The organism is Pseudomonas sp. Yb2C2, from assembly GCF_052112325.1.
GTDB lineage: Bacteria > Pseudomonadota > Gammaproteobacteria > Pseudomonadales > Pseudomonadaceae > Aquipseudomonas > Aquipseudomonas marginalis.
Window position 1 is genome coordinate 71,281 of record NZ_JAVAJK010000009.1, and the last position, 18,372, is coordinate 89,652.

19 protein-coding genes are annotated in these 18,372 nt (G+C 59.7%); 11 read left to right on the top strand and 8 right to left on the bottom strand.

Going from position 1 to position 18,372, the window contains the following annotated elements; genetic code table 11:
- Window positions 1-102 precede the first annotated feature (102 nt).
- Window positions 103-1,008 (top strand): LysR family transcriptional regulator, encoded by a 906-nt coding sequence (locus Q8X51_RS14435; protein WP_065928133.1) that lies wholly within the window; start codon window positions 103-105, stop codon window positions 1,006-1,008.
- Here the strand turns inward: Q8X51_RS14435 and Q8X51_RS14440 are convergent.
- On the bottom strand, window positions 1,005-1,628 hold the full coding sequence (locus tag Q8X51_RS14440) for an HAD family hydrolase (RefSeq protein WP_065928134.1): 624 nt from the start codon (window positions 1,626-1,628) through the stop codon (window positions 1,005-1,007). The genes Q8X51_RS14435 and Q8X51_RS14440 overlap by 4 nt on opposite strands.
- Before the next feature lie 149 nt (window positions 1,629-1,777).
- On the bottom strand, window positions 1,778-2,974 hold the full coding sequence (fabV, locus tag Q8X51_RS14445) for an enoyl-ACP reductase FabV (protein WP_065928135.1): 1,197 nt from the start codon (window positions 2,972-2,974) through the stop codon (window positions 1,778-1,780).
- Between the two features lie 309 nt (window positions 2,975-3,283).
- Here fabV and Q8X51_RS14450 point away from each other — a divergent pair, with 309 nt between their 5' ends.
- The 5 genes from Q8X51_RS14450 to Q8X51_RS14470 all read left to right on the top strand — a co-directional run bounded on the left by Q8X51_RS14450 (window position 3,284) and on the right by Q8X51_RS14470 (window position 6,927).
- On the top strand, window positions 3,284-4,108 hold the full coding sequence (locus tag Q8X51_RS14450) for an aspartyl/asparaginyl beta-hydroxylase domain-containing protein (RefSeq protein WP_027604202.1): 825 nt from the start codon (window positions 3,284-3,286) through the stop codon (window positions 4,106-4,108).
- Window positions 4,109-4,255: 147 nt separating this feature from the next.
- Window positions 4,256-5,629, top strand: coding sequence for a nucleotide 5'-monophosphate nucleosidase PpnN (gene ppnN, locus Q8X51_RS14455; protein WP_027604203.1), 1,374 nt, complete (start codon window positions 4,256-4,258; stop codon window positions 5,627-5,629).
- Window positions 5,630-5,836: 207 nt separating this feature from the next.
- Entirely contained in the window at window positions 5,837-6,094 is a 258-nt protein-coding gene (locus tag Q8X51_RS14460) for an AbrB/MazE/SpoVT family DNA-binding domain-containing protein (protein WP_074845160.1), read from the top strand.
- Entirely contained in the window at window positions 6,091-6,486 is a 396-nt protein-coding gene (locus Q8X51_RS14465; protein ID WP_053132385.1) for a PIN domain-containing protein, read from the top strand. Before Q8X51_RS14460 ends, Q8X51_RS14465 begins: the two co-directional genes overlap by 4 nt.
- A 69-nt stretch (window positions 6,487-6,555) precedes the next feature.
- Window positions 6,556-6,927 carry a hypothetical protein gene (locus Q8X51_RS14470; protein ID WP_065928137.1) on the top strand — a complete coding sequence of 124 codons (372 nt, stop codon included), beginning with the start codon at window positions 6,556-6,558 and terminating at the stop codon, window positions 6,925-6,927.
- 7 nt (window positions 6,928-6,934) lie between these two features.
- Here the strand turns inward: Q8X51_RS14470 and Q8X51_RS14475 are convergent, their stop codons facing one another.
- Window positions 6,935-7,264 (bottom strand): YXWGXW repeat-containing protein, encoded by a 330-nt coding sequence (locus Q8X51_RS14475; RefSeq protein ID WP_065928138.1) that lies wholly within the window; start codon window positions 7,262-7,264, stop codon window positions 6,935-6,937.
- A 131-nt stretch (window positions 7,265-7,395) separates the two neighbouring features.
- The gene (locus tag Q8X51_RS14480; protein ID WP_065947447.1) at window positions 7,396-8,271 is read right to left on the bottom strand and encodes a LysR family transcriptional regulator; all 876 of its coding nucleotides are present in this window, start codon (window positions 8,269-8,271) and stop codon (window positions 7,396-7,398) included.
- Between the two features lie 71 nt (window positions 8,272-8,342).
- Between Q8X51_RS14480 and Q8X51_RS14485 the strand changes: the two genes are divergently transcribed.
- Complete coding sequence (locus tag Q8X51_RS14485) at window positions 8,343-9,056, top strand: NADPH-dependent F420 reductase (protein WP_256097801.1); 714 nt, start codon at window positions 8,343-8,345, stop codon at window positions 9,054-9,056.
- Window positions 9,057-9,144: 88 nt separating this feature from the next.
- On the opposite strand, the gene mqo is transcribed toward Q8X51_RS14485, so the two are convergent.
- Window positions 9,145-10,791 carry a malate dehydrogenase (quinone) gene (gene mqo / locus Q8X51_RS14490; protein WP_065928140.1) on the bottom strand — a complete coding sequence of 549 codons (1,647 nt, stop codon included), beginning with the start codon at window positions 10,789-10,791 and terminating at the stop codon, window positions 9,145-9,147.
- A 481-nt stretch (window positions 10,792-11,272) separates the two neighbouring features.
- On the opposite strand from mqo, the gene Q8X51_RS14495 reads away from it, so the two are divergent.
- Window positions 11,273-12,460, top strand: coding sequence for an MFS transporter (locus Q8X51_RS14495; RefSeq protein ID WP_065928141.1), 1,188 nt, complete (start codon window positions 11,273-11,275; stop codon window positions 12,458-12,460).
- A gap of 162 nt (window positions 12,461-12,622) precedes the next feature.
- The gene (locus Q8X51_RS14500) at window positions 12,623-13,462 is read left to right on the top strand and encodes a lipopolysaccharide kinase InaA family protein (RefSeq protein ID WP_407693329.1); all 840 of its coding nucleotides are present in this window, start codon (window positions 12,623-12,625) and stop codon (window positions 13,460-13,462) included.
- 52 nt (window positions 13,463-13,514) lie between these two features.
- Here Q8X51_RS14500 and Q8X51_RS14505 read toward each other — a convergent pair whose 3' ends face one another.
- On the bottom strand, window positions 13,515-13,736 hold the full coding sequence (locus Q8X51_RS14505; RefSeq protein WP_083221170.1) for a hypothetical protein: 222 nt from the start codon (window positions 13,734-13,736) through the stop codon (window positions 13,515-13,517).
- 348 nt (window positions 13,737-14,084) lie between these two features.
- On the opposite strand from Q8X51_RS14505, the gene dusA reads away from it, so the two are divergent.
- Together dusA and tal are read left to right on the top strand one after the other, a co-directional pair.
- Window positions 14,085-15,071, top strand: a complete 987-nt coding sequence (gene dusA / locus Q8X51_RS14510; RefSeq protein ID WP_407693328.1) for a tRNA dihydrouridine(20/20a) synthase DusA — start codon at window positions 14,085-14,087, stop codon at window positions 15,069-15,071.
- A gap of 312 nt (window positions 15,072-15,383) precedes the next feature.
- On the top strand, window positions 15,384-16,310 hold the full coding sequence (tal, locus tag Q8X51_RS14515; protein ID WP_027604215.1) for a transaldolase: 927 nt from the start codon (window positions 15,384-15,386) through the stop codon (window positions 16,308-16,310).
- 177 nt (window positions 16,311-16,487) lie between these two features.
- On the opposite strand, the gene rssC is transcribed toward tal, so the two are convergent.
- Complete coding sequence (gene rssC, locus Q8X51_RS14520; protein WP_010212025.1) at window positions 16,488-16,970, bottom strand: anti-sigma factor antagonist RssC; 483 nt, start codon at window positions 16,968-16,970, stop codon at window positions 16,488-16,490.
- Entirely contained in the window at window positions 16,970-18,151 is a 1,182-nt protein-coding gene (rssB, locus tag Q8X51_RS14525) for a two-component system response regulator RssB (protein WP_027604216.1), read from the bottom strand. Before rssB ends, rssC begins: the two co-directional genes overlap by 1 nt.
- Window positions 18,152-18,372: the final 221 nt, after the last annotated feature.

The window sequence follows — 18,372 nt, forward strand, 5'->3', positions numbered from 1 at the left end:
GTGGCGGACTCCAGTGCATCGTTGAGATAGCAACAGTATCGTTAGCCATCCCAGCTGGATAAACTGCGCCCTCCTGCAATGACTTTAAACCAGGACTTGATAATGGACCTGTTCCAAGCGATGTCGGTGTACGTGAAAGTGGTGGAGAGCGGCAGCATGACCGCCGCCGCCCACGCCTGCGGGATGTCGACCACCATGGTCGGCAACCACCTGCGCGCCCTCGAACAACGCCTGGGCGTCAGCCTGCTCAAGCGCACCACCCGCAAACAGAGCCTCACGGAGTTCGGCGGCCAGTATTACCAGCGTTGCCTGGAAGTACTCGGGCTGGTGGCAGACTCCGAGCAATGGGCCGAACAGGCCCACGGCGACATCCCCAAAGGTACCCTGCGCATCACCGCGCCACCGGCGTTCGGCACTGAACGCCTGGCGCCGGCCTTGAGCGAGTTTTCCCAACGCTACCCGCTGATCAAGCTGTACGTGGTGCTCAGCAACCAGCGCATGGACATGGTCGACAGCGGCTTTGACGTGGCTATCCGCCTGGGCGAGCTGGAACCCTCAAGCCTGATCGCCCGACCAATGCAGGACTACACCATCACCCTGTGCGCCTCACCGGACTACCTGGCCCGACGTGGTACACCCCAGACACCCGAGGACCTGCAACAGCACGACTGCCTGGCATTCGCCTACCCTTCCACCGATGACTGGCGCAACGCCGACAAGCTGTGGCGCATGACCGGCGCAGAAGGCGAAGTGGAAATCCCGGTGTCCGGCTCGCTGACCATCAATAGCTCCCAGGCCTTGCGCCAGGCCGCCGTGCAAGGCATGGGGATCGTCATGCTGCCGGATGCCCTGGTGCAGCCCGACCTGCAAACCGGCAAGCTGGTGGCCTTGCTGACCACCTATCAACTGCCCAGCCGGCCCATGCATTTGCTGTACGGCCAGGACCGTTATCGCTTGCCGAAGCTGCGCGCCTTTGTGGACTTCGCCATGGAAAAGTGGGCGCGCTAGAAGCCCACGCCCAACTCGCGCAATCGCGCCGCCGTCTGCTCGGCAGACACGTGGTGAATGCCTTGCCAGCCGAGGGCGACGGCCGCTTCGATATTGCCGGCGACATCATCGATAAACACCACCTCCCCCGGCTGGATATCCGGCAGGTACACCCGTACCTGGCTGAGGCTCGCGTGGTAGATCGCCGCGTCGGGCTTGATCAGCTTCAACTCGCCAGACACCACGATGTTGCGAAATTTCCGAAGGAAGGGGTAATTGGCGAGCGCATAGGGAAAGGTCTCGGCCGACCAGTTTGTGAGCCCGAACAGTGGCATGTTGGCCTGATGCAGCGCGTTGAGAATCGCCACGCCTTCGGGCAACGGGCCACGCAGCATTTCGTGCCAGCGGCCGTAATAGGCCGTGATCAAGGGTTCATGCTCGGGGTATTGATCGATCAGGATCTGTGTGGCTTCGGCCAGCGGCCGCCCCGCATCCTGCTCGGTGTTCCAGGCCTGGGTACAGATGTTATCGAGGAACCATTGCCGCTCTTGATCGTCGGCAATCAGTTTGCGATAGAGGTGCTGCGGGTTCCAATCGAAGAGAACACCGCCGAAATCAAAAACGACTGCACGAATCGTCATCAGATCCTCCGTTAGCATGGTTTGAGAGCTGAGGGAGTCTGGCAGATTTACAAGGAGGGAGGTGCGCGCCGGAGCGTAAGACGGATCTGAAAAACCAAAAAAACAAATATGGGAGGGGGACACGCCTCCTCCCACATTTTTAACCGCGTTTAGGCTTGGACCAGACCCTTGATCTTCACGGTCGGGTTCACATCAGCCTCGTAGTCCACACCATCGATTTCAAAGCCGAACAAGCGCAGGAACTCAGCCTTGTAGCCGGCGAAATCACTGATCTCGTCGACGTTCTCGTCGGTGACCTGGTTCCACAGTGCCGCCACGGCGTCCTGGACCTTCGGTTCCAGTTCGGCCAGGTCGGCGCGCAGGCGGCCGTCGGCGTCAAGCTTCGGTTCGCTGCCGTACAGGCTGTCCTTGAACAGGCCGTAGACCTGCTCGATGCAGCCTTCGTGGGTGCCCTGCTCTTTCATCACTTTGAACAGCAACGACAAGTACAGCGGCATGATCGGGATCGCGGAGCTGGCCTGGGTGACCACCGCCTTGAGAACCGATACGCGGGCGTCGCCCTTCAGTGCAGCGAGGTTGTCGCGCAGGGTCAGGACTTTCTTGTCCAGGTCTTTCTTGGCTTCGCCGATGGAGCCATTCCAGTAGATGTCCTGGGTCAGCTTCTCACCGAGGTAGGTGAACGCGGTAGTCTTGGCGCCTTCGGCCAGTACGTCGGCATCACGCAGGGCGTCGATCCACAGCTGCCAGTCGGCGCCGCCCATGACATTGACGGTGCCGTCGATTTCTTCCTGGGTTGCAGGCTCGAGGGTAGTGTCGACCACAACGCCTTTGTCGGTATTGATACCGCGCAGGGTCACAGCCTTGCCGATTGGCTTGAGGGTGGAGTTGTAGACTTCACCGGTTTTTGGATCAGTACGCCGTGGCGCGGCCAGGCTGTAGACGACCAGGTCGATCTTGCCCAGGTCTTTCTTGATGGTTTCGATCGTCAGGCGCTTGATCTCGTCGGAAAACGCGTCGCCGTTGATGCTCTTGGCGTACAGGCCTTTTTCAACGGCAAACTTCTCGAACGCAGCGCTGTTGTACCAGCCGGCGGAGCTCAGCTTGCCTTCTTCGCCTTCTTTCTCAAAAAACACGCCCAGGGTGTCGGCGCCGCAGCCAAACGCTGCACTGATGCGCGCGGCCAGGCCGTAGCCGGTGGAAGCGCCAAGGACCAGCACCTTCTTCGGGCCGTCTTTGATGGCGCCGTGCTCAGTTACGTAGTCGATCTGTTCCTTGACGTTCGCTTCACAGCCAACAGGGTGAGCGGTCACACAGATAAAGCCACGAACCCGCGGTTTGATGATCATAAAATTTCTGCCTCTTCCAAGGTGCCGAAGGCCAATGGTGGCCATTCAACTTCAATCGTACCGGTCTATGACGTCCGAAAAACCGAAGCGTCACGATAGTCGCAAATCTTCTGTTTACAAAATCCAATCCACACGAGCCCACCAGGTTTAAAGACTGTGTCGAGCCTTCACAATTTTGCACTATTTAAAACGCCAATCCGCTGCTGGACGCCTTATCATGACGAAGATGTTTCATTATGTTTCAAAACCCCACCACTCGCGGCCACGGATCCGGACCTGTCGAATGGCGTCCTTCTGGAGCTGAGTTGCATGAACAAGTCTGCTTTGCGTAAGAAAGCGGTATCGGTCGCCTGGGTACTCGGCGTGTTGCTGATTATCGATGTGTTCCCCGAAACCACGCTGGTGTTCCTCTGCCTGGTACTGGTGTGCGGCGTTTACGACTTCCTGCGTAACGGCCTGTATGACAAGCCGACCGTCAAGAAATACTTTATCGGCAGCGGTCGCAACACTTGGCTGCTGGCCCCGTTCAACACCCTCTTCGACCTGTTGAGCGCGCGTAACCGTCACGTCTACACGATGGGCGACCTGCCACCGGCCTGGCGCACAGACCTGCAACAGGTGCTCGATGACGCCATGGCCCACAAGGATGAAATCATCGGCTACCTGGATGAACGCATGGCCGAGAAGAAGCGCGGCATGTTGTTTTTCCAGTGGTACGGGCGACCGATCGAAACCACCCTGGATATTCCTGAACTGCGCAAAAAACTGCCGTTCGTGAAAACCATCGGCGTGTCGGTGTTCAACGAGAACCGCTCGACGTCCTTTCACTTCGGCCCCCTGCGCATGATGTTCCGCGTGCTCTACAACATGGCACCGGCGCCCCATCACGATGGCGTGTACATCCAGGTCGGCAAGCACAAGCACTACTGGCACGACGACCCGCTGTTTATCTTTGATGACACGCTGATGCATGCGTCCTTCAACAAGAACGACGCCAAGCGCTACTGCCTGTTTATCGACATCGTACGGCCAACGCCGCTGCCGTCGGTGCTTAACGCCGTCATCGCGGGTTTTGCCGGGCTGGTCTTTACCCTGCGTCGGGTTTTCTACAAAAACTGGAAGCTGATTGAGTAAGTTCTGCGGCATGATGGTGTTGGACGGTATTTGCGCTCGGCCCTGCGCCTGAGGTAAATATCCGGCTCGTGCGCCCTAACCTGCGCCCACCATTCTCACGTCATCGCACCTCGACAGGTGCGGTGGCTGCGTTTTCAAGGAATCAGAATGCCCCAACGCCAAGTCATCAATGCCTCCGTCAGCCCCAAGGGCAGCCTCGAAACCCTGTCCCAACGTGAAGTCCAGCAACTGAGCGAAGCCGGTACCGGCAGCATCTACACCCTGTTTCGCCAGTGCGCCCTGGCGATCCTCAACACCGGCGCCCATATCGATAACGCCAAGACCATCCTCGACGCCTACAAGAACTTTGAAGTGCGCATCCACCAGCAGGACCGCGGCGTGCGCCTGGAGCTGTTGAACGCCCCCGCCGATGCTTTCGTCGATGGCGAAATGATTGCCAGCACCCGCGAAATGCTGTTCAGCGCCCTGCGGGACATCGTCTACACCGAGAACGAGCTGGACAGCCAGCGCATCGACCTGAGCAACTCCCAGGGCATCACCGACTACGTATTCCACCTGCTGCGCAATGCCCGCACCCTGCGTCCGGGCGTGGAACCGAAGATCGTGGTGTGCTGGGGCGGGCATTCGATCAATACCGAAGAGTACAAATACACCAAGAAAGTCGGCCACGAACTCGGCCTGCGCAGCCTCGACGTGTGCACCGGTTGCGGCCCGGGCGTGATGAAAGGCCCGATGAAGGGCGCGACCATTTCCCACGCCAAACAACGCATTACCGGCGGGCGCTACCTGGGCCTGACCGAGCCGGGCATCATCGCCGCCGAAGCGCCGAACCCGATCGTCAACGAACTGGTGATCCTGCCGGACATCGAAAAACGCCTTGAAGCCTTCGTGCGCGTGGGCCACGGCATCATCATCTTCCCCGGCGGCGCCGGTACGGCCGAAGAGTTCCTGTACCTGCTGGGCATCCTGATGCACCCGGACAACCGCGACGTGCCCTTCCCGGTCATTCTCACCGGGCCGAAACAAGCCGCGCCGTACCTGCAACAATTGCATGCCTTCGTCGGCGCCACCCTCGGCGAAGCCGCGCAGGCGCACTACCAGATCATCATCGACGACCCGGCCGAGGTGGCCCGCCAGATGACTGCCGGCCTCAAGGCGGTGAAGCAGTTCCGCCGTGAGCGCAACGACGCGTTTCACTTCAACTGGCTGCTGAAGATCGACGAAGGCTTCCAGCGCCCGTTCGACCCGACCCACGAAAACATGGCCAGCCTGCAACTGAGCCACGCACTGCCGCCCCATGAACTGGCAGCTAACCTGCGCCGTGCGTTTTCGGGAATCGTGGCGGGTAACGTGAAGGACAAGGGCATTCGCCTGATCGAAGAACATGGCCCGTACGAGATCCACGGCGATCCGGCCATCATGAAGCCACTGGATGAGCTGTTGCAGGCGTTCGTTGCCCAGCATCGCATGAAGTTGCCGGGTGGCGCGGCGTATGTGCCGTGTTATCGCGTAGTGCAGTGAGCTCGCCAGGTAATTTGCTTACAGCCGCCAGGCTTTACTGGCGGTCGGTCATAGTTTGTATCTCTTTGCGCCATGGGTAAGCGTGCGGGCGGGCTGAGTTCGGACTAGGTTTTCATGACCCCGACTCATCCTCCACCTGAAGAGCGACCTATGGACCAACGGATATTGTCCTCCACCACTCCTTACCCTAAGGTAAGGAGCATCATGTTGGAGATCTTTACCATGGCGACCGCCACACTTACCTCAAAAGGGCAAATCACCATCCCCGTCCAAGTCAGGACCGCACTTGGCCTGGAAACAGGCGACCGCGTCGAGTTCGTCGAAACGGAAGATGGCAAGTTTTCCATCATTGCAGCGAGCAAGACTGTCCATGACCTCAAGGGGCTGGTCCGGAAGCCTGCAAGGGTCGTGTCCATTGACGACATGAACCGCGCCATCGCAGCACAGGGAGCGAAGGCTGGATGATCGGACTGGATACCAATGTACTGGTGCGCTACGTCACCCAGGATGATCCCGTTCAATCCCCCAAGGCCTGCGAATTGATCGAATCCCTCACCACGCTTTCGCCAGGGTTTGTCAGCCTGGTGTCCGTGGTGGAGTTGGTATGGGTATTACAGAGCTGCTACCAATGTGCCAAAAATGACATTGTCGTCGTTCTGGAAACACTGCTGCGCACCCGTGAATTGACCGTCGAACATGCCGAGGTCATCTGGCAGGCGCTTCGACGGTTCACGGCCAACAACGCCGATTTTGCCGATTGCCTGATAGAGCGCTGCGCCCACGCGGCCGGGTGCGAATACACCGCTACCTTTGACCTCGGTGCGGCCAAGGCAGCGGGTATGAAGCGTCTGGGCTGAGCGGCAACATTGCGGCAAGGGGCAGGCTTTGGTAAAAGTCGCTAATCCCTGAACGAGAGAACGCCCCACGTGCGCACGCTTCTTCTTGCTGCCCTGGCCCTGACGCCGTCCCTCGCCCTGGCCGAGATCATCTGGCCCGACCTGCCAAAGAGCTGCTTCGTCAGCGGGCGTTCTGCCACTAGTGTGGATGTGGACGCCGGCTGCGCAGCGTTCCTGATCAATGTGCAAGGCAAGGCCGCAGGTACGCCGATCAAGGTGGATATTCCCCAATATGCTTTTCACATCGACGAAGCCAGCGGCAAAGAGACACCGGTGATCATCATCCAGGCCGAAGAGAACGGAGAGGTCAAGGCCGTGGGATACAAGGAACTGGGCACCGATCAACTCGGTGCCGCGCTGCTGCGGGAAGTACGGCTCCTGGGTACAAAAAAGCCCTCCTAGTCGGGGCTCAACGAACCCAGCCCCCCACCTGCCAGTGATAGCCATCATTGCGCTGCACCCAATGCGGATGCACATAACGATAGCCTTCTCGCACCGGCTCCCAATGGCCGTGTACGGCAACGTAGCGCCCGCCTTCCCAGCGCCAGTAACCACGTGACCATATGTAACCTTCACGTACGGCAGGCTCGACTTCGATGATCTGGGTCGGCGGCGGTTGTGGCGCGACCACCTCGACATATTCACGCTGTACAGGCCGGCGCTCATGCACCACGCGCTCCTGCACACACCCGGACGCCGCGACCACAACGGCCGCTAATGCCGCGTAACGTAACAACATACAACCCCCTCGGGCGTTATCGCCCAACACCTGCACCGGTAAAAATGCCCCCGTGTTTCAGCCGTGCTCCTGCTCAGGCCTGGGTACTTTTTTAACAGGTTGTGTCTGTCGGATTGCTGAAGCAGCACGCATCAAGGGTGACCGAAGCGTCCCAACACCGCTTCGACAAAGCGTCTCAACTTGGCCGTACGCTGGCGGTTCGCCGTGTAGACAAGGTGCATCGGCCGGCTCGGCGCTTCAAAGTTCGGCAGCACTCTCACCAATTCGCCCCCGGCCAATGCCCGGCGCAAGAAGTCTTCCGGACCGAGCACGATGCCAAAACCATCCAGCGCGGCGGACATCAAGGCCCTGCTTTCATTGATCTGCAAGCGACTGGCAACCTGCACCTTATAAGGCGTCGAAGCCTGGTAGAACACCCACTCGCGATCCGCCGGCCGCGACCAGAAGGCGTAGCCGAGACATTCGTGATGTTCAAGGTCCGCCGGGGCCTGCGGGGTACCGCGTGCCGCCAGGTACTCCGGCGACGCGCAGACCACCAGGCGGTAAGGTGCCAGTGGCCTGGCTGTCAGGCCGGTGGTCGCCAGGGGGCCGATACGAAAAGCGGCTTCATAGCCCTCCTCCACCAGGTCCACGAAACGGTCGGTCAAGTGCAGGTCGATTTCCACATCCGGGTTGTCGCGCAGGAACCCGGTAATCAACGGCATCAGGCTGTAGGATCCGAAGGTGACGGGCGCGGTGATTTTCAGCTTGCCGCGCGGCGTGTCGTTCATGATCTGCGCCAGTGAATCGGCAGCCTCGGCTTCTACCAGGATATGTTTGCAACGCTCGTAGTACGCGCTCCCCAGCTCCGTCAGGCTTTGCCTTCGTGTGGTGCGGTTAAGCAAGCGAGCGCCCAGGCGCTGCTCCAGCGCGGTGACATGTTTGGCCACCATCTGCGGCGACATGCCCAAGCGTTCGGCAGCCCGCGCGTACGAGCCCAACTCAGCAGCTATCACAAAGGCATTCATGCTCGACAGGCGATCCATCACTCCCTACTCCCAGTAACAACATCCACACTAAAACGACGATTTATCGCCGATTGGTTGCCAATCATCATAACCGCTCCCCCATTCATTGGAGCAAGACCATGAAGATTGGTGTTATTGGAGCAGGCTTTATCGGCCGCGCCGTGGCCCAACTGGCGCTGGCGGCCGGGCACGAAGTGATGTTGAGCAACTCCCGTGGCCCCCACACCATGAGCAGCGTAGTGAGCGGCATACTCGGCGTGCAGGTGGGCAGTGCCGACGACGCCGCCAAATTCGGCGATGTGGTGCTCGTGGCGATCCCCCTGGAGCATTACCGCAGCGTCCCGGCGCAATGGCTGGAGGGCAAGACTGTGATGGATGCGAATAATTACTACCCGAACCGCGACGGCCATATCCCGGTACTGGATCGCTTCGAATCCACCACCAGCCGGTTGCTCGCCGAGCATCTGCCCCATTCACATGTGGTGAAAGTGTTCAACGCGATCTTCGCTCCCGACCTGACGCAGGACGCGCGCCCCCACGGTGCCCCCGACCGCCGGGCGTTGCCGGTGGCAGCGGATGACGCCGCAGCGAAGGCACGCGTCATCACGCTACTCGACGAATTGGGTTTCGACGCCGTGGATGCCGGCAGCCTGGATGACAGCTGGCGGCTGGAACGCGGCAAGCCTGCCTATTGCGTCCCGCTGGACCAGGCTGGCTTGAAAGCAGCGCTGGCCGCCGCCGAGCGTACGGTTGAACTGCCGCCTGTCGAACGCACCCGCCGTTAGACACGCATCGAAAAAGCCCGCTGACCGTTACCGGTTCAGCGGGCTTTTTGTTACCGGCAAGGTCCTGACCCAGGACCTCCCCAGCGGCTTACAGCGCCAGGTCAGACGCCGGCTTGCTCGGCTCAGCCGCAGGCTTGGCAGCCTCGGGCGCCTTGACAGCAGCCTTTTGCGGAATCACAGGCGGTGCAGGCAGTTGCAGGATATTGGCGGTGTAGGCCCATTCCTTGGCAACAGCCTCAGGACTGTCGTTCAGCTTGGTGCCGTAGCTAGGCACGATCTGGTGCAGTTTTGCCTGCCACTCAGGGGTCGCAACCTTGTCCTTGAACACTTTCTGCAGCACGGTCAGCATGATCGGAGCCGCGGTGGACGCGCCTGGCGATGCACCCAACAGGCCTGCAATGGTGTTGTCGGCGGAGCTGACCACCTCGGTACCGAGTTTCAGGACGCCGCCCTGCTCTTCGTCACGCTTGATGATCTGCACGCGCTGGCCGGCCTGCCACAGGCGCCAGTCGGATTGCTTGGCGTTCGGGAAGTACTCCTGCAGCGCCTTGAAGCGGTCGTCATCCGACAGCATCAGTTGGCCGGCGAGGTACTCGACCAGTGGGTATTCACGAATACCGACTTTGGTCATTGGCCAGATGTTGTGGGTGGTGGTGCTGGTCAGCAGGTCCAGGTACGAGCCTTCTTTCAGGAACTTGGTCGAGAAGGTGGCGAATGGGCCAAACAGAATCACGCGCTTGCCATCCAGCACGCGGGTGTCCAGGTGCGGAACCGACATCGGTGGCGCGCCAACCGAAGCCTTGCCGTAGGCCTTGGCCAGGTGCTGCTCGGCGACGGTTGGGTTATCGGTCACCAGGAACGAGCCGCCGACCGGGAAGCCAGCGTATTCCTTGGCTTCAGGAATGCCCGACTTTTGCAGCAGGTGCAGTGCACCGCCGCCCGCGCCGATGAACACGAACTTGGCGTCGGTTTCAGTCTTGGTGCCGTCTTTCAGGTTTTTGTAGCTGACACGCCACGAACCGTCGGCGTTCTTGGTGATGTCCTGCACTTCGCTCGACAGTTTCAGGTCGAACTTAGGCGTGGTTTGCAGGTGAGCGACGAACTGGCGGGTGATCTCGCCGAAGTTCATGTCGGTACCCAGCGGGCTCCAGGTGGCCGCGATTTTCTGGTTCGGGTCACGCCCTTCCATCATCAGCGGAACCCACTTGGCGATCTGCGCCGGGTCTTCGGAGTACTGCATGCCGGCGAACAGCGGGCTCGCTTGCAGGGCTTCGTAGCGCTTCTTGAGGAACTTGATGTTGTCATCGCCCCACACAAAGCTCATGTGCGGCGTGGAGTTGATGAACGAACGCGGGTTCTTCAGCACGCCCTGCTGGACCTGCCAGGACCAGAACTGACGGGAGATCTGGAACGCTTCGTTGATCTCGACCGCTTTCGGGATCTCAACGTTGCCGTTCTTGTCTTCCGGGGTGTAGTTCAGCTCAGCCAGGGCCGAGTGACCGGTACCGGCGTTGTTCCAGCCGTTGGAGCTTTCTTCGGCGACGCCATCGAGGCGCTCGACCATTTCCATCGACCAGCCCGGCTCCAGCTCATTGAGCCAGACACCCAGGGTTGCACTCATGATGCCGCCGCCGATCAGCAGCACATCGACTTTCTTTGTCTCTTCCGCGTGAACGGACGTGATCCCCATCGACAAAGCCAGCCCCAGCAGGGCAGTGTTTACTTTTTTAAACATCAGTAGCACCTATGATAAAACGCCATCCGCCCCACCGCCCCTGATCATGGGCAACCCTCAATCACGCTGCGCCAGGCAACGCACCGCGGGGTTTGCACATTCACTCGGGGACCGCAGGGTGGGCACACAAGGCCGACGTATCGACCTCACTTTTATGTCCCTTCTGCGCTGACTTCTTATCATTATTGGCTTCAGCTACCTGGGCGACAGCCAAACGCCGGGACGTATACGGGTGTACGTACCGGGGAAAGACCAGACCAAGACGGCGCGCAGAATATCACGCCACACGGCGTTTATGCGTCGTTTGACCAATTGACAACTCTAAATCGCCGGTTTTAACGCGCGAGTGTCAAGTGTGGCAAGCGCGACCTGAGGTCACAGGGCAGGAACTCTCGGGCAAAAGGCTGTTCTAGACTCCTTCGTCGCTGCTTGCGTAGCATCGACGCACTCCCTCGTACCACCTTTCATCACAGAGCGATCCATGTCTATCCACCAAACTCCCGGGCACGTACTGCCCGCGCGCAGCGCCGCCAAAATGGAAGCCGCCATGGCCGTGGGCGCCTTCGCGATCGGTACCGGCGAATTCGCCATCATGGGCCTGATGCCCGACATCGCGCAAAACCTGGGTTTAAGCGAACCCCAGGTTGGCCACGCCATCAGCGCCTATGCCCTCGGCGTCATGGTCGGCGCCCCACTGCTGGCCATCCTCGGCGCCAAGCTGCTGCGCAAACACATGCTGCTGTTGCTGATGGGCCTGTATGCCCTGGGCAACCTCGCCACTGCGTTCACCCCGACCTTCGGCTCGTTGGTGGCGTTCCGCTTTATCAGCGGCCTGCCCCACGGCGCCTACTTCGGCATTGCTGCCGTGGTCGCCTCGAGCATGGTGCCCAACGACAAACGCGCCGGCGCCGTGGCGCGGGTAATGATGGGCCTGACCCTCGCGATGCTGCTCGGCAATCCTATCGCCACCTTCCTCGGCCAGCACCTGGGCTGGCGCTCGGCGTTTGCACTGGTGAGCGTGATCGCCCTGTGCACCATCGCCCTGGTCTGGCAATTTGTGCCCCATCGCCACGACGAACAACGCAGCGACCCGCGCAAGGAACTGCGCGCCTTCACCAAACCCCAGGTGTGGATGGCGCTGTCCATTGGCGCCATCGGCTTTGCCGGTATGTTCTGCGTGTTCAGTTACCTGGCACCGACCATGCTGGAAGTAACCAAGGTATCCCCCCAGTGGATTCCATTTGGGCTGGCAGCATTCGGCGTGGGCGGGATTATCGGCAACATCGCCGGCGGCAAGCTGTTTGATCGCATGCAGTTTCGCGCCGTGGGCTGGATATTGGTGTGGTCGATGGCCGTGTTGCTGTTCTTCCCCTTCGCGGCGGCCTCGCTATGGGGCGTGCTGCTGAGCATGGGCCTGGTCGGCACCATGGTCTCGTTGGCCGCACCGCTGCAGATCCGCCTGATGGACATCGCCCACGAAGCACCGAGCCTGGCGGCAGCGTCCAACCATGCGGCGTTCAACCTGGCCAATGCGCTGGGACCATGGTTTGGCGGGATGGCGATTACGGCTGGGTTTGGCTGGACCAGCACCGGCTACATCGGCGCGGCGACGGCACTGGTCGGGCTGGGCATTTACCTGATAGCACGGCGGATGCAGGGAGGGCATTAAGCTCAAGCCCCAGGGCTACCAGCACATTTCAATCGCCATGAACAGTTAAGAATCGGCGCAATGAGACTATTTCATTTCCGTTCAGGTAAAGTTCAGGTTGGATCCAATAAGCACAAGCTGTAACATATCCGTCATATTTATTCCCAATGACAAGGACGTGTTTTGAGCTTTCCTGACACAGGTGTATTGCAAAGTTTTCCGACGACCCTCACTCATCGCAATGCAACGATCTTCACCACCGACACCGCCGACCACAAAACGCAACAGGCGATTCAGGACCTGATCGACACGCGCCACCAACTGACAGATCGCATCAGCGCACCGCTCAAAGGGATGGAAGCCAACCTGTTCGCTAAATCCCAGCCGCTGGACAGCCTCAGGCCCAAATTGCGCGTGACCTTCGGGCGCGCCAAGCGGGACGGTGCGTTTGACTGGCCGGTCGAAGAAGTCATCAACACCCTCGGCGCCCAGAAACGCGGTGCGCCGGTTGCTGGCATATATGGGTTCGGTTATCGAAAGTCAGCGCTTGGCCTGATCCAGGAATTCTTCATCTTTACCGAGATGCTGGAGGGCCACCTCAATGGCCTGGAATGGCTCAAGCAGGAGCGTGACATCCAGAGCCTGATCACCGCGTCGTTCAAACTGTTGCACTGCCTGCACAGCAAAGGCGTGGTGCATATGGACTTCTGGGCAAACAATGTGATGATCAACCTGGAGCAGCCGACGCACGCCAAGGCCATCGACCTGGAAAACTGCTTTCTCACGCCAACGGACTACTTGACCGAGGTACTGGCGTTTCAATTTGGGTTCTATTATCGGCGGGAAATTTTCCGGTTCATGATCGAAGAGGATTACGACCGGAGGGTGCTGCAAGAACTTGGCAACTACGACGGCATTGATCGCCGTCGTTTTGACGAAATCTACACCTCAAGCAAACATGAGAACATCAGCCGCCGCGCCAGGCGCGAGATTTTCCATAATGGGGTTGTGGTAACGAGCTGACTCACCTCCCCGGCGACAAGGGCGCCTGCCCCCCGCCGGGCCATATGCGCCATCAATCATCATGCAACAACCCCGTCCCATATTCCCCATAACTACTCCCCAGGCCACTGCCGCCAAAATTGGTTTTGGCAGCCTTGCTGGAGCTGTGGTCACCAAACGCCTGGCATCCGCCTGAAAAGCAAGGGTCGCCACTCATGCCCGGCGCACCCGAAGAACAAGCGCCCAACAGCAACGTGCTCGTAATCATCACGACTTTGACGAGGTTCGAAATCATTTTTTCAGTTCCCTGTGGACTGGACCGTGGGGGCTTCTCTTGAGAAAGATCGTAGACCTCAACGGCGGAAGGAATTATGAAACTTTGCTGGGGGACAGGGAGGGTTCAGGTTGCCGGCTGGTTGATCGACGGAGGCCGGGTCAAACACAACCGCGAATGGGCAGTAGCCAACTGGTCCTACCTGATCGCATGTCGGGCTCGCAGTGATCGCCTGTAAATCCTCGGCATATTCCATACACGGCAATGTCCGCGTTCGAAGTGGTGAATACCGCAAAACAAGCGTCTCCCACAGCCTAGATCCATCCCTGATAAACTGCGCCCAATTCGCCTCGTTGACTCAGATCCCCAATGTCCCTACACACTGCTACTTTCTCCCGCCGCTTCTCCGTCGCCCCGATGATGGATTGGACCGACCGCCACTGCCGGTTCTTCCTGCGCCTGCTCTCCAAACGCGCCCTGCTCTACACCGAGATGGTCACCACCGGCGCAATCCTCCACGGCGACCATGACCGCTTCCTGCGCCACAACGAAGCCGAGCACCCGCTCGCGCTCCAGCTCGGCGGCAGTGTCCCCGCAGACCTGGCCGCCTGCGCCCGTATGGCCGAGGCTGCCGGTTACGACGAAGTGAACCTGAACGTCGGCTGCCCGAGCGACCGCGTCCAGAACAACATGATCGGCGCGATCCTGATGGCTCACCCGGCCCTGGTGGCCGATTGTGTGAAGGCGATGCGTGATGCGGTGTCGATTCCGGTAACGGTGAAGCACCGTATCGGCATCAACGGCAGGGACAGTTATGCCCAGTTGTGTGATTTCGTCGGGACGGTGAAGGACGCCGGCTGCACCAGTTTCACCGTGCATGCGCGGATTGCGATTCTTGAGGGCTTGTCGCCGAAGGAAAACCGCGACATTCCGCCGTTGCGGTATGACGTGGCGGCGCAGTTGAAGCAGGATTTCCCTGAGCTGGAGTTTATTCTCAATGGCGGGATCAAGACGTTGGAGCAATGCCATGAGCATTTGCAGACGTTTGACGGGGTGATGCTGGGCCGCGAGGCTTATCACAATCCGTATCTGCTGGCGGAGGTGGATCAGCAGTTGTTTGGCAGTGAAGCGCCGGTGATCAGTCGGGCTGCGGCGTTGGCGCAGTTGCGGCCTTATATTGCTGAGCATTTGGCGACTGGCGGGACGATGCATCACATTACGCGGCATGTGTTGGGGTTGGGCACCGGTTTCCCTGGGGCGCGCAGATTCAGGCAGTTGTTGTCGGTGGATATTCATAAGGCTGCGGATCCATTGGCATTGCTGGATCAGGCTGGGGCTTTGTTGGAAGGGCGTTGATTGGATAGCTTGCAGGGGGTCAGTTGGTTATTGGATGAGCCGACACACTACCATCGGGGGCAAGCCCCCTCCCACATTTGGTGCGGTGTCTGCCAGGGAAGGAGTCAGTTGGCATGAAGGCGCTATCCAAGTGTCATCGGGCAGTCGGGTTGAACCTGTCGGCCGTTCTGGCCTCCTATTCAGCAGTACCGCCGGGCATTCAAACGGCTGTTTTCAGGTTGTTGCCCTCGCAAACGATCGAACGCATTTGCGCCCTTGAGCGCCTGCCAGCGCTCGGGTAATGTCATCAGACCCATAGGACAGAGCACGCCCATGACTTCCAAGCTGGAACAACTCAAGCAATTCACTACTGTCGTAGCCGATACCGGCGATTTTTCTACCCTCGCCAAGCTCAAGCCCCAAGACGCCACGACCAACCCTTCCCTCCTGCTCAAGGCCGCGTCGATTCCAGGCTATGCCAAGCTGCTGGATGAGTGCGTGCAGGATTGCAACGGTGATGTCGGCCTGGCCAGCGACCGTTTCGCAGTGGCCGTGGGCCAGGAGATCCTTAAGGTCGTGCCAGGACGCATCTCCACCGAGGTGGATGCCCGCCTGTCGTTCGACACTGATGCCGTACTCAAGCGCGCGCACCGTCTGATCGACCTGTACGACAAAGCTGGGGTTAGCCGTGACCGCGTGCTGATCAAGATCGCGTCCACCTGGGAAGGCATCCGCGCGGCGGAGAAGCTGGAAAAAGAAGGCATCCAGACCAACCTGACCCTGCTGTTCTCGTTTGCCCAGGCGGTGGCGTGCGCAGAAGCCGGCGTGTTCCTGATTTCACCGTTCGTAGGCCGTATCTACGACTGGTACAAGAAAGCCAATGGCAACGACTACACCGGCGCTGATGATCCCGGCGTGCAGTCGGTGACGCGCATCTACAACTACTACAAGGCTAATGGCTACAAGACCGTGGTGATGGGTGCGAGTTTCCGCAACCTGAGCCAGATTGAAGAGCTGGCCGGCTGTGATCGCCTGACCATCAGCCCGGACCTGCTGGAGAAGCTGGCGGCGGATGACGGCAAGCTGGAACGCAAGTTGTCGCCAGGGCACGCCGGAGAAGCGCGAGTGCATCTGACTGAAGCGCAGTTCCGTTGGGAGTCCAACGAGGATGCGATGGCGACTGAGAAGCTGGCGGAGGGGATTCGTCAGTTTGCCCGGGACCAGGAGAAGCTTGAGGCACTGTTGTCCGCCAAGCTGTAAACGGCGCAGGCGGCAAAAAGGGCGGTACCTGTGAGGGTACCGCCCTTTTTTGCTCTGTTTGTCCCCTAAGTAGCAGCTGCCGAGCGCAAGCGAAGCTGCGTCTGCGATGTGTCAGGCAGGCCGCTGACGCAGCCTCGCTTGCGCTCGGCAGCTGCTACGTGCAGGCGATCCCTGGGATCAGTGACGCTCGAGGGCGTTGACGAGGTCGTGGAAGGCTTCGCGGTTGGACTCGTTGAGGCCCATCAGGATCTTGTGCGCTTCCAGCACCTTGACCCGTACGATTTCCTCGGACTGGTCCTGGGACGGCAGGTCGGTGAGGCATTCCGGGCACGGGATCGGGCGATCAACGATGTTGAACACCTGGTCGAAGCCCATGGACTGCAACAGACGGGTGATGTCTTCGTGGGTGGTGACGACGGTCGGCAACAGGCCGACCTTCTGCCGGGACAGAATGGACAACTTGGCCAACAGCCCAAGGGTGGTGCTATCGATGCTGCGGGTTTCGGTCAGATCGATCACGATCGCCGAGAAATTCAACGCCGTGAAAATCCGCTCAATCGTCGCATCCAGCGCCGAACACAAGGTCAGGCGCACTTCACCGACAAACTTCAGGACGAAGGTCCCGTCTTGCTCGGCGAATTGGATTCTTCCGGTACTCATCAAAGATTCCTGCTCAACACCAATAGGGCGATATCATCCGGCATCTCCCCTAGCGTGGCCAATCCAAAAACCTGCCGCAGGCCATCCAGGCTGCCGCCCGCCGACTTGACCTTCTGGGGCAAGGCGGCTTCTTTCTCTTTGAGTGTAGGCTCTGGAAGAAGGTCCAGGATGCCGTCGGACATCAGCGTCAGGCTGAACGTCGGCGGCAGCTCCAGGATGTGGTCTTCGTAGGTGGCTTCATTGAACAAGCCTACGGGTAGGCCACGCCCTTCCAGGTAACGCACACTGTCGGGAGTGTATAAAACAGGCATCGGCAGGTGGCCGCCGATGCTGTAGGTCAAAAGACCGGTTTCTTCATCAATCACGCCACCCACCATCGTCACGTGCTTGCCCAGCTTGCAGCTGATCAAGCCACGGTTGATGTGACCCAGCACCTCGGAGGGGGTGAACTCCGGCAAGGTGCCATTGCGCTTGGATTCGAACAACAGCCGTGTGGTCATGAACTTCAACAACACGGTGACAAAAGCAGAGGAAGCACCATGGCCGGAGACATCGGCCAGGTAGAACGCGACACGCCGCTCGTCTACGCGGAAATAGTCGACAAAATCACCCGACAGGTACAGCGACGGGATGATTTGGTGGGCAAACTGGAATTCGTCGATGGTCCAGGGGCTGACCGGCAGCATGTTCATCTGCACCTGGCGACCGGCGTTCTGGTCTTCCTGGAGCAGGTTAAGGCTGGCTTCGAGTTCGCGGTTGGCGGTTTCGAGCTTTTCGCGGTAGCGCTGGTTCTCGACCAGCAGGCGCGCACGATCCAAGGCGCGGCGCACAGAGTGCTCCAGTACCGCCAGGTCTTCGAGGGGCTTGATCAGGTAGTCGGCAGCGCCCAGACGCAAGGCCTCGACGGCATCGTTCATGACGCCGGCACCGGACACGACAATCACCGGCGTCTGCGGGGCAAGCTCGGTCACCTGGCGAATCAGCTCCAGGCCGCCCATCTGGGGCATGCGCAGGTCGCAGATCACGAGGTCGGGCTGGTCGCGCTCGAATACCTGGAGACCCTGTTGGCCATTACTGGCCTGCAGGACGCTGAAGCCACTGTCTTCCAAATAGGCCGCAAGGCTCGCGCGCACTACTTCGTCGTCATCGATTATCAGCAGCGTGGCACTGGTTTTTTGCATGTGGGCAAACGGCGCCAGAATTAGGTTGGCGTAGGTGGCTCGGCAATGGCCGGGCTCACGTACTGGATTCGCTTTCTAGCCTCTCTGTACTACAACGCAATGGGATTTTTCCCATGCACAACTGTAAAGCAGAGGTGCCCTTCTAAGGCGCAGACGGTACTCCCATCCGCCGGGGGTTTCAAGCTCATGCCGATGGTCGCCGGGCGTCTTTACATCGCAAA

What these genes read in the sequence shown, in the direction of transcription:
- Q8X51_RS14435 (WP_065928133.1), top strand. Translation starts at nt 103, where the DNA reads ATGGACCTGTTCCAAGCGATGTCGGTGTACGTGAAAGTGGTGGAGAGC.
- Q8X51_RS14440 (WP_065928134.1), bottom strand. Translation starts at nt 1,628, where the DNA reads ATGACGATTCGTGCAGTCGTTTTTGATTTCGGCGGTGTTCTCTTCGAT.
- fabV (WP_065928135.1), bottom strand. Translation starts at nt 2,974, where the DNA reads ATGATCATCAAACCGCGGGTTCGTGGCTTTATCTGTGTGACCGCTCAC.
- Q8X51_RS14450 (WP_027604202.1), top strand. Translation starts at nt 3,284, where the DNA reads ATGAACAAGTCTGCTTTGCGTAAGAAAGCGGTATCGGTCGCCTGGGTA.
- ppnN (WP_027604203.1), top strand. Translation starts at nt 4,256, where the DNA reads ATGCCCCAACGCCAAGTCATCAATGCCTCCGTCAGCCCCAAGGGCAGC.
- Q8X51_RS14465 (WP_053132385.1), top strand. Translation starts at nt 6,091, where the DNA reads ATGATCGGACTGGATACCAATGTACTGGTGCGCTACGTCACCCAGGAT.
- Q8X51_RS14475 (WP_065928138.1), bottom strand. Translation starts at nt 7,264, where the DNA reads ATGTTGTTACGTTACGCGGCATTAGCGGCCGTTGTGGTCGCGGCGTCC.
- Q8X51_RS14480 (WP_065947447.1), bottom strand. Translation starts at nt 8,271, where the DNA reads ATGAATGCCTTTGTGATAGCTGCTGAGTTGGGCTCGTACGCGCGGGCT.
- mqo (WP_065928140.1), bottom strand. Translation starts at nt 10,791, where the DNA reads ATGTTTAAAAAAGTAAACACTGCCCTGCTGGGGCTGGCTTTGTCGATG.
- Q8X51_RS14495 (WP_065928141.1), top strand. Translation starts at nt 11,273, where the DNA reads ATGTCTATCCACCAAACTCCCGGGCACGTACTGCCCGCGCGCAGCGCC.
- Q8X51_RS14505 (WP_083221170.1), bottom strand. Translation starts at nt 13,736, where the DNA reads ATGATTTCGAACCTCGTCAAAGTCGTGATGATTACGAGCACGTTGCTG.
- dusA (WP_407693328.1), top strand. Translation starts at nt 14,085, where the DNA reads ATGTCCCTACACACTGCTACTTTCTCCCGCCGCTTCTCCGTCGCCCCG.
- tal (WP_027604215.1), top strand. Translation starts at nt 15,384, where the DNA reads ATGACTTCCAAGCTGGAACAACTCAAGCAATTCACTACTGTCGTAGCC.
- rssC (WP_010212025.1), bottom strand. Translation starts at nt 16,970, where the DNA reads ATGAGTACCGGAAGAATCCAATTCGCCGAGCAAGACGGGACCTTCGTC.
- rssB (WP_027604216.1), bottom strand. Translation starts at nt 18,151, where the DNA reads ATGCAAAAAACCAGTGCCACGCTGCTGATAATCGATGACGACGAAGTA.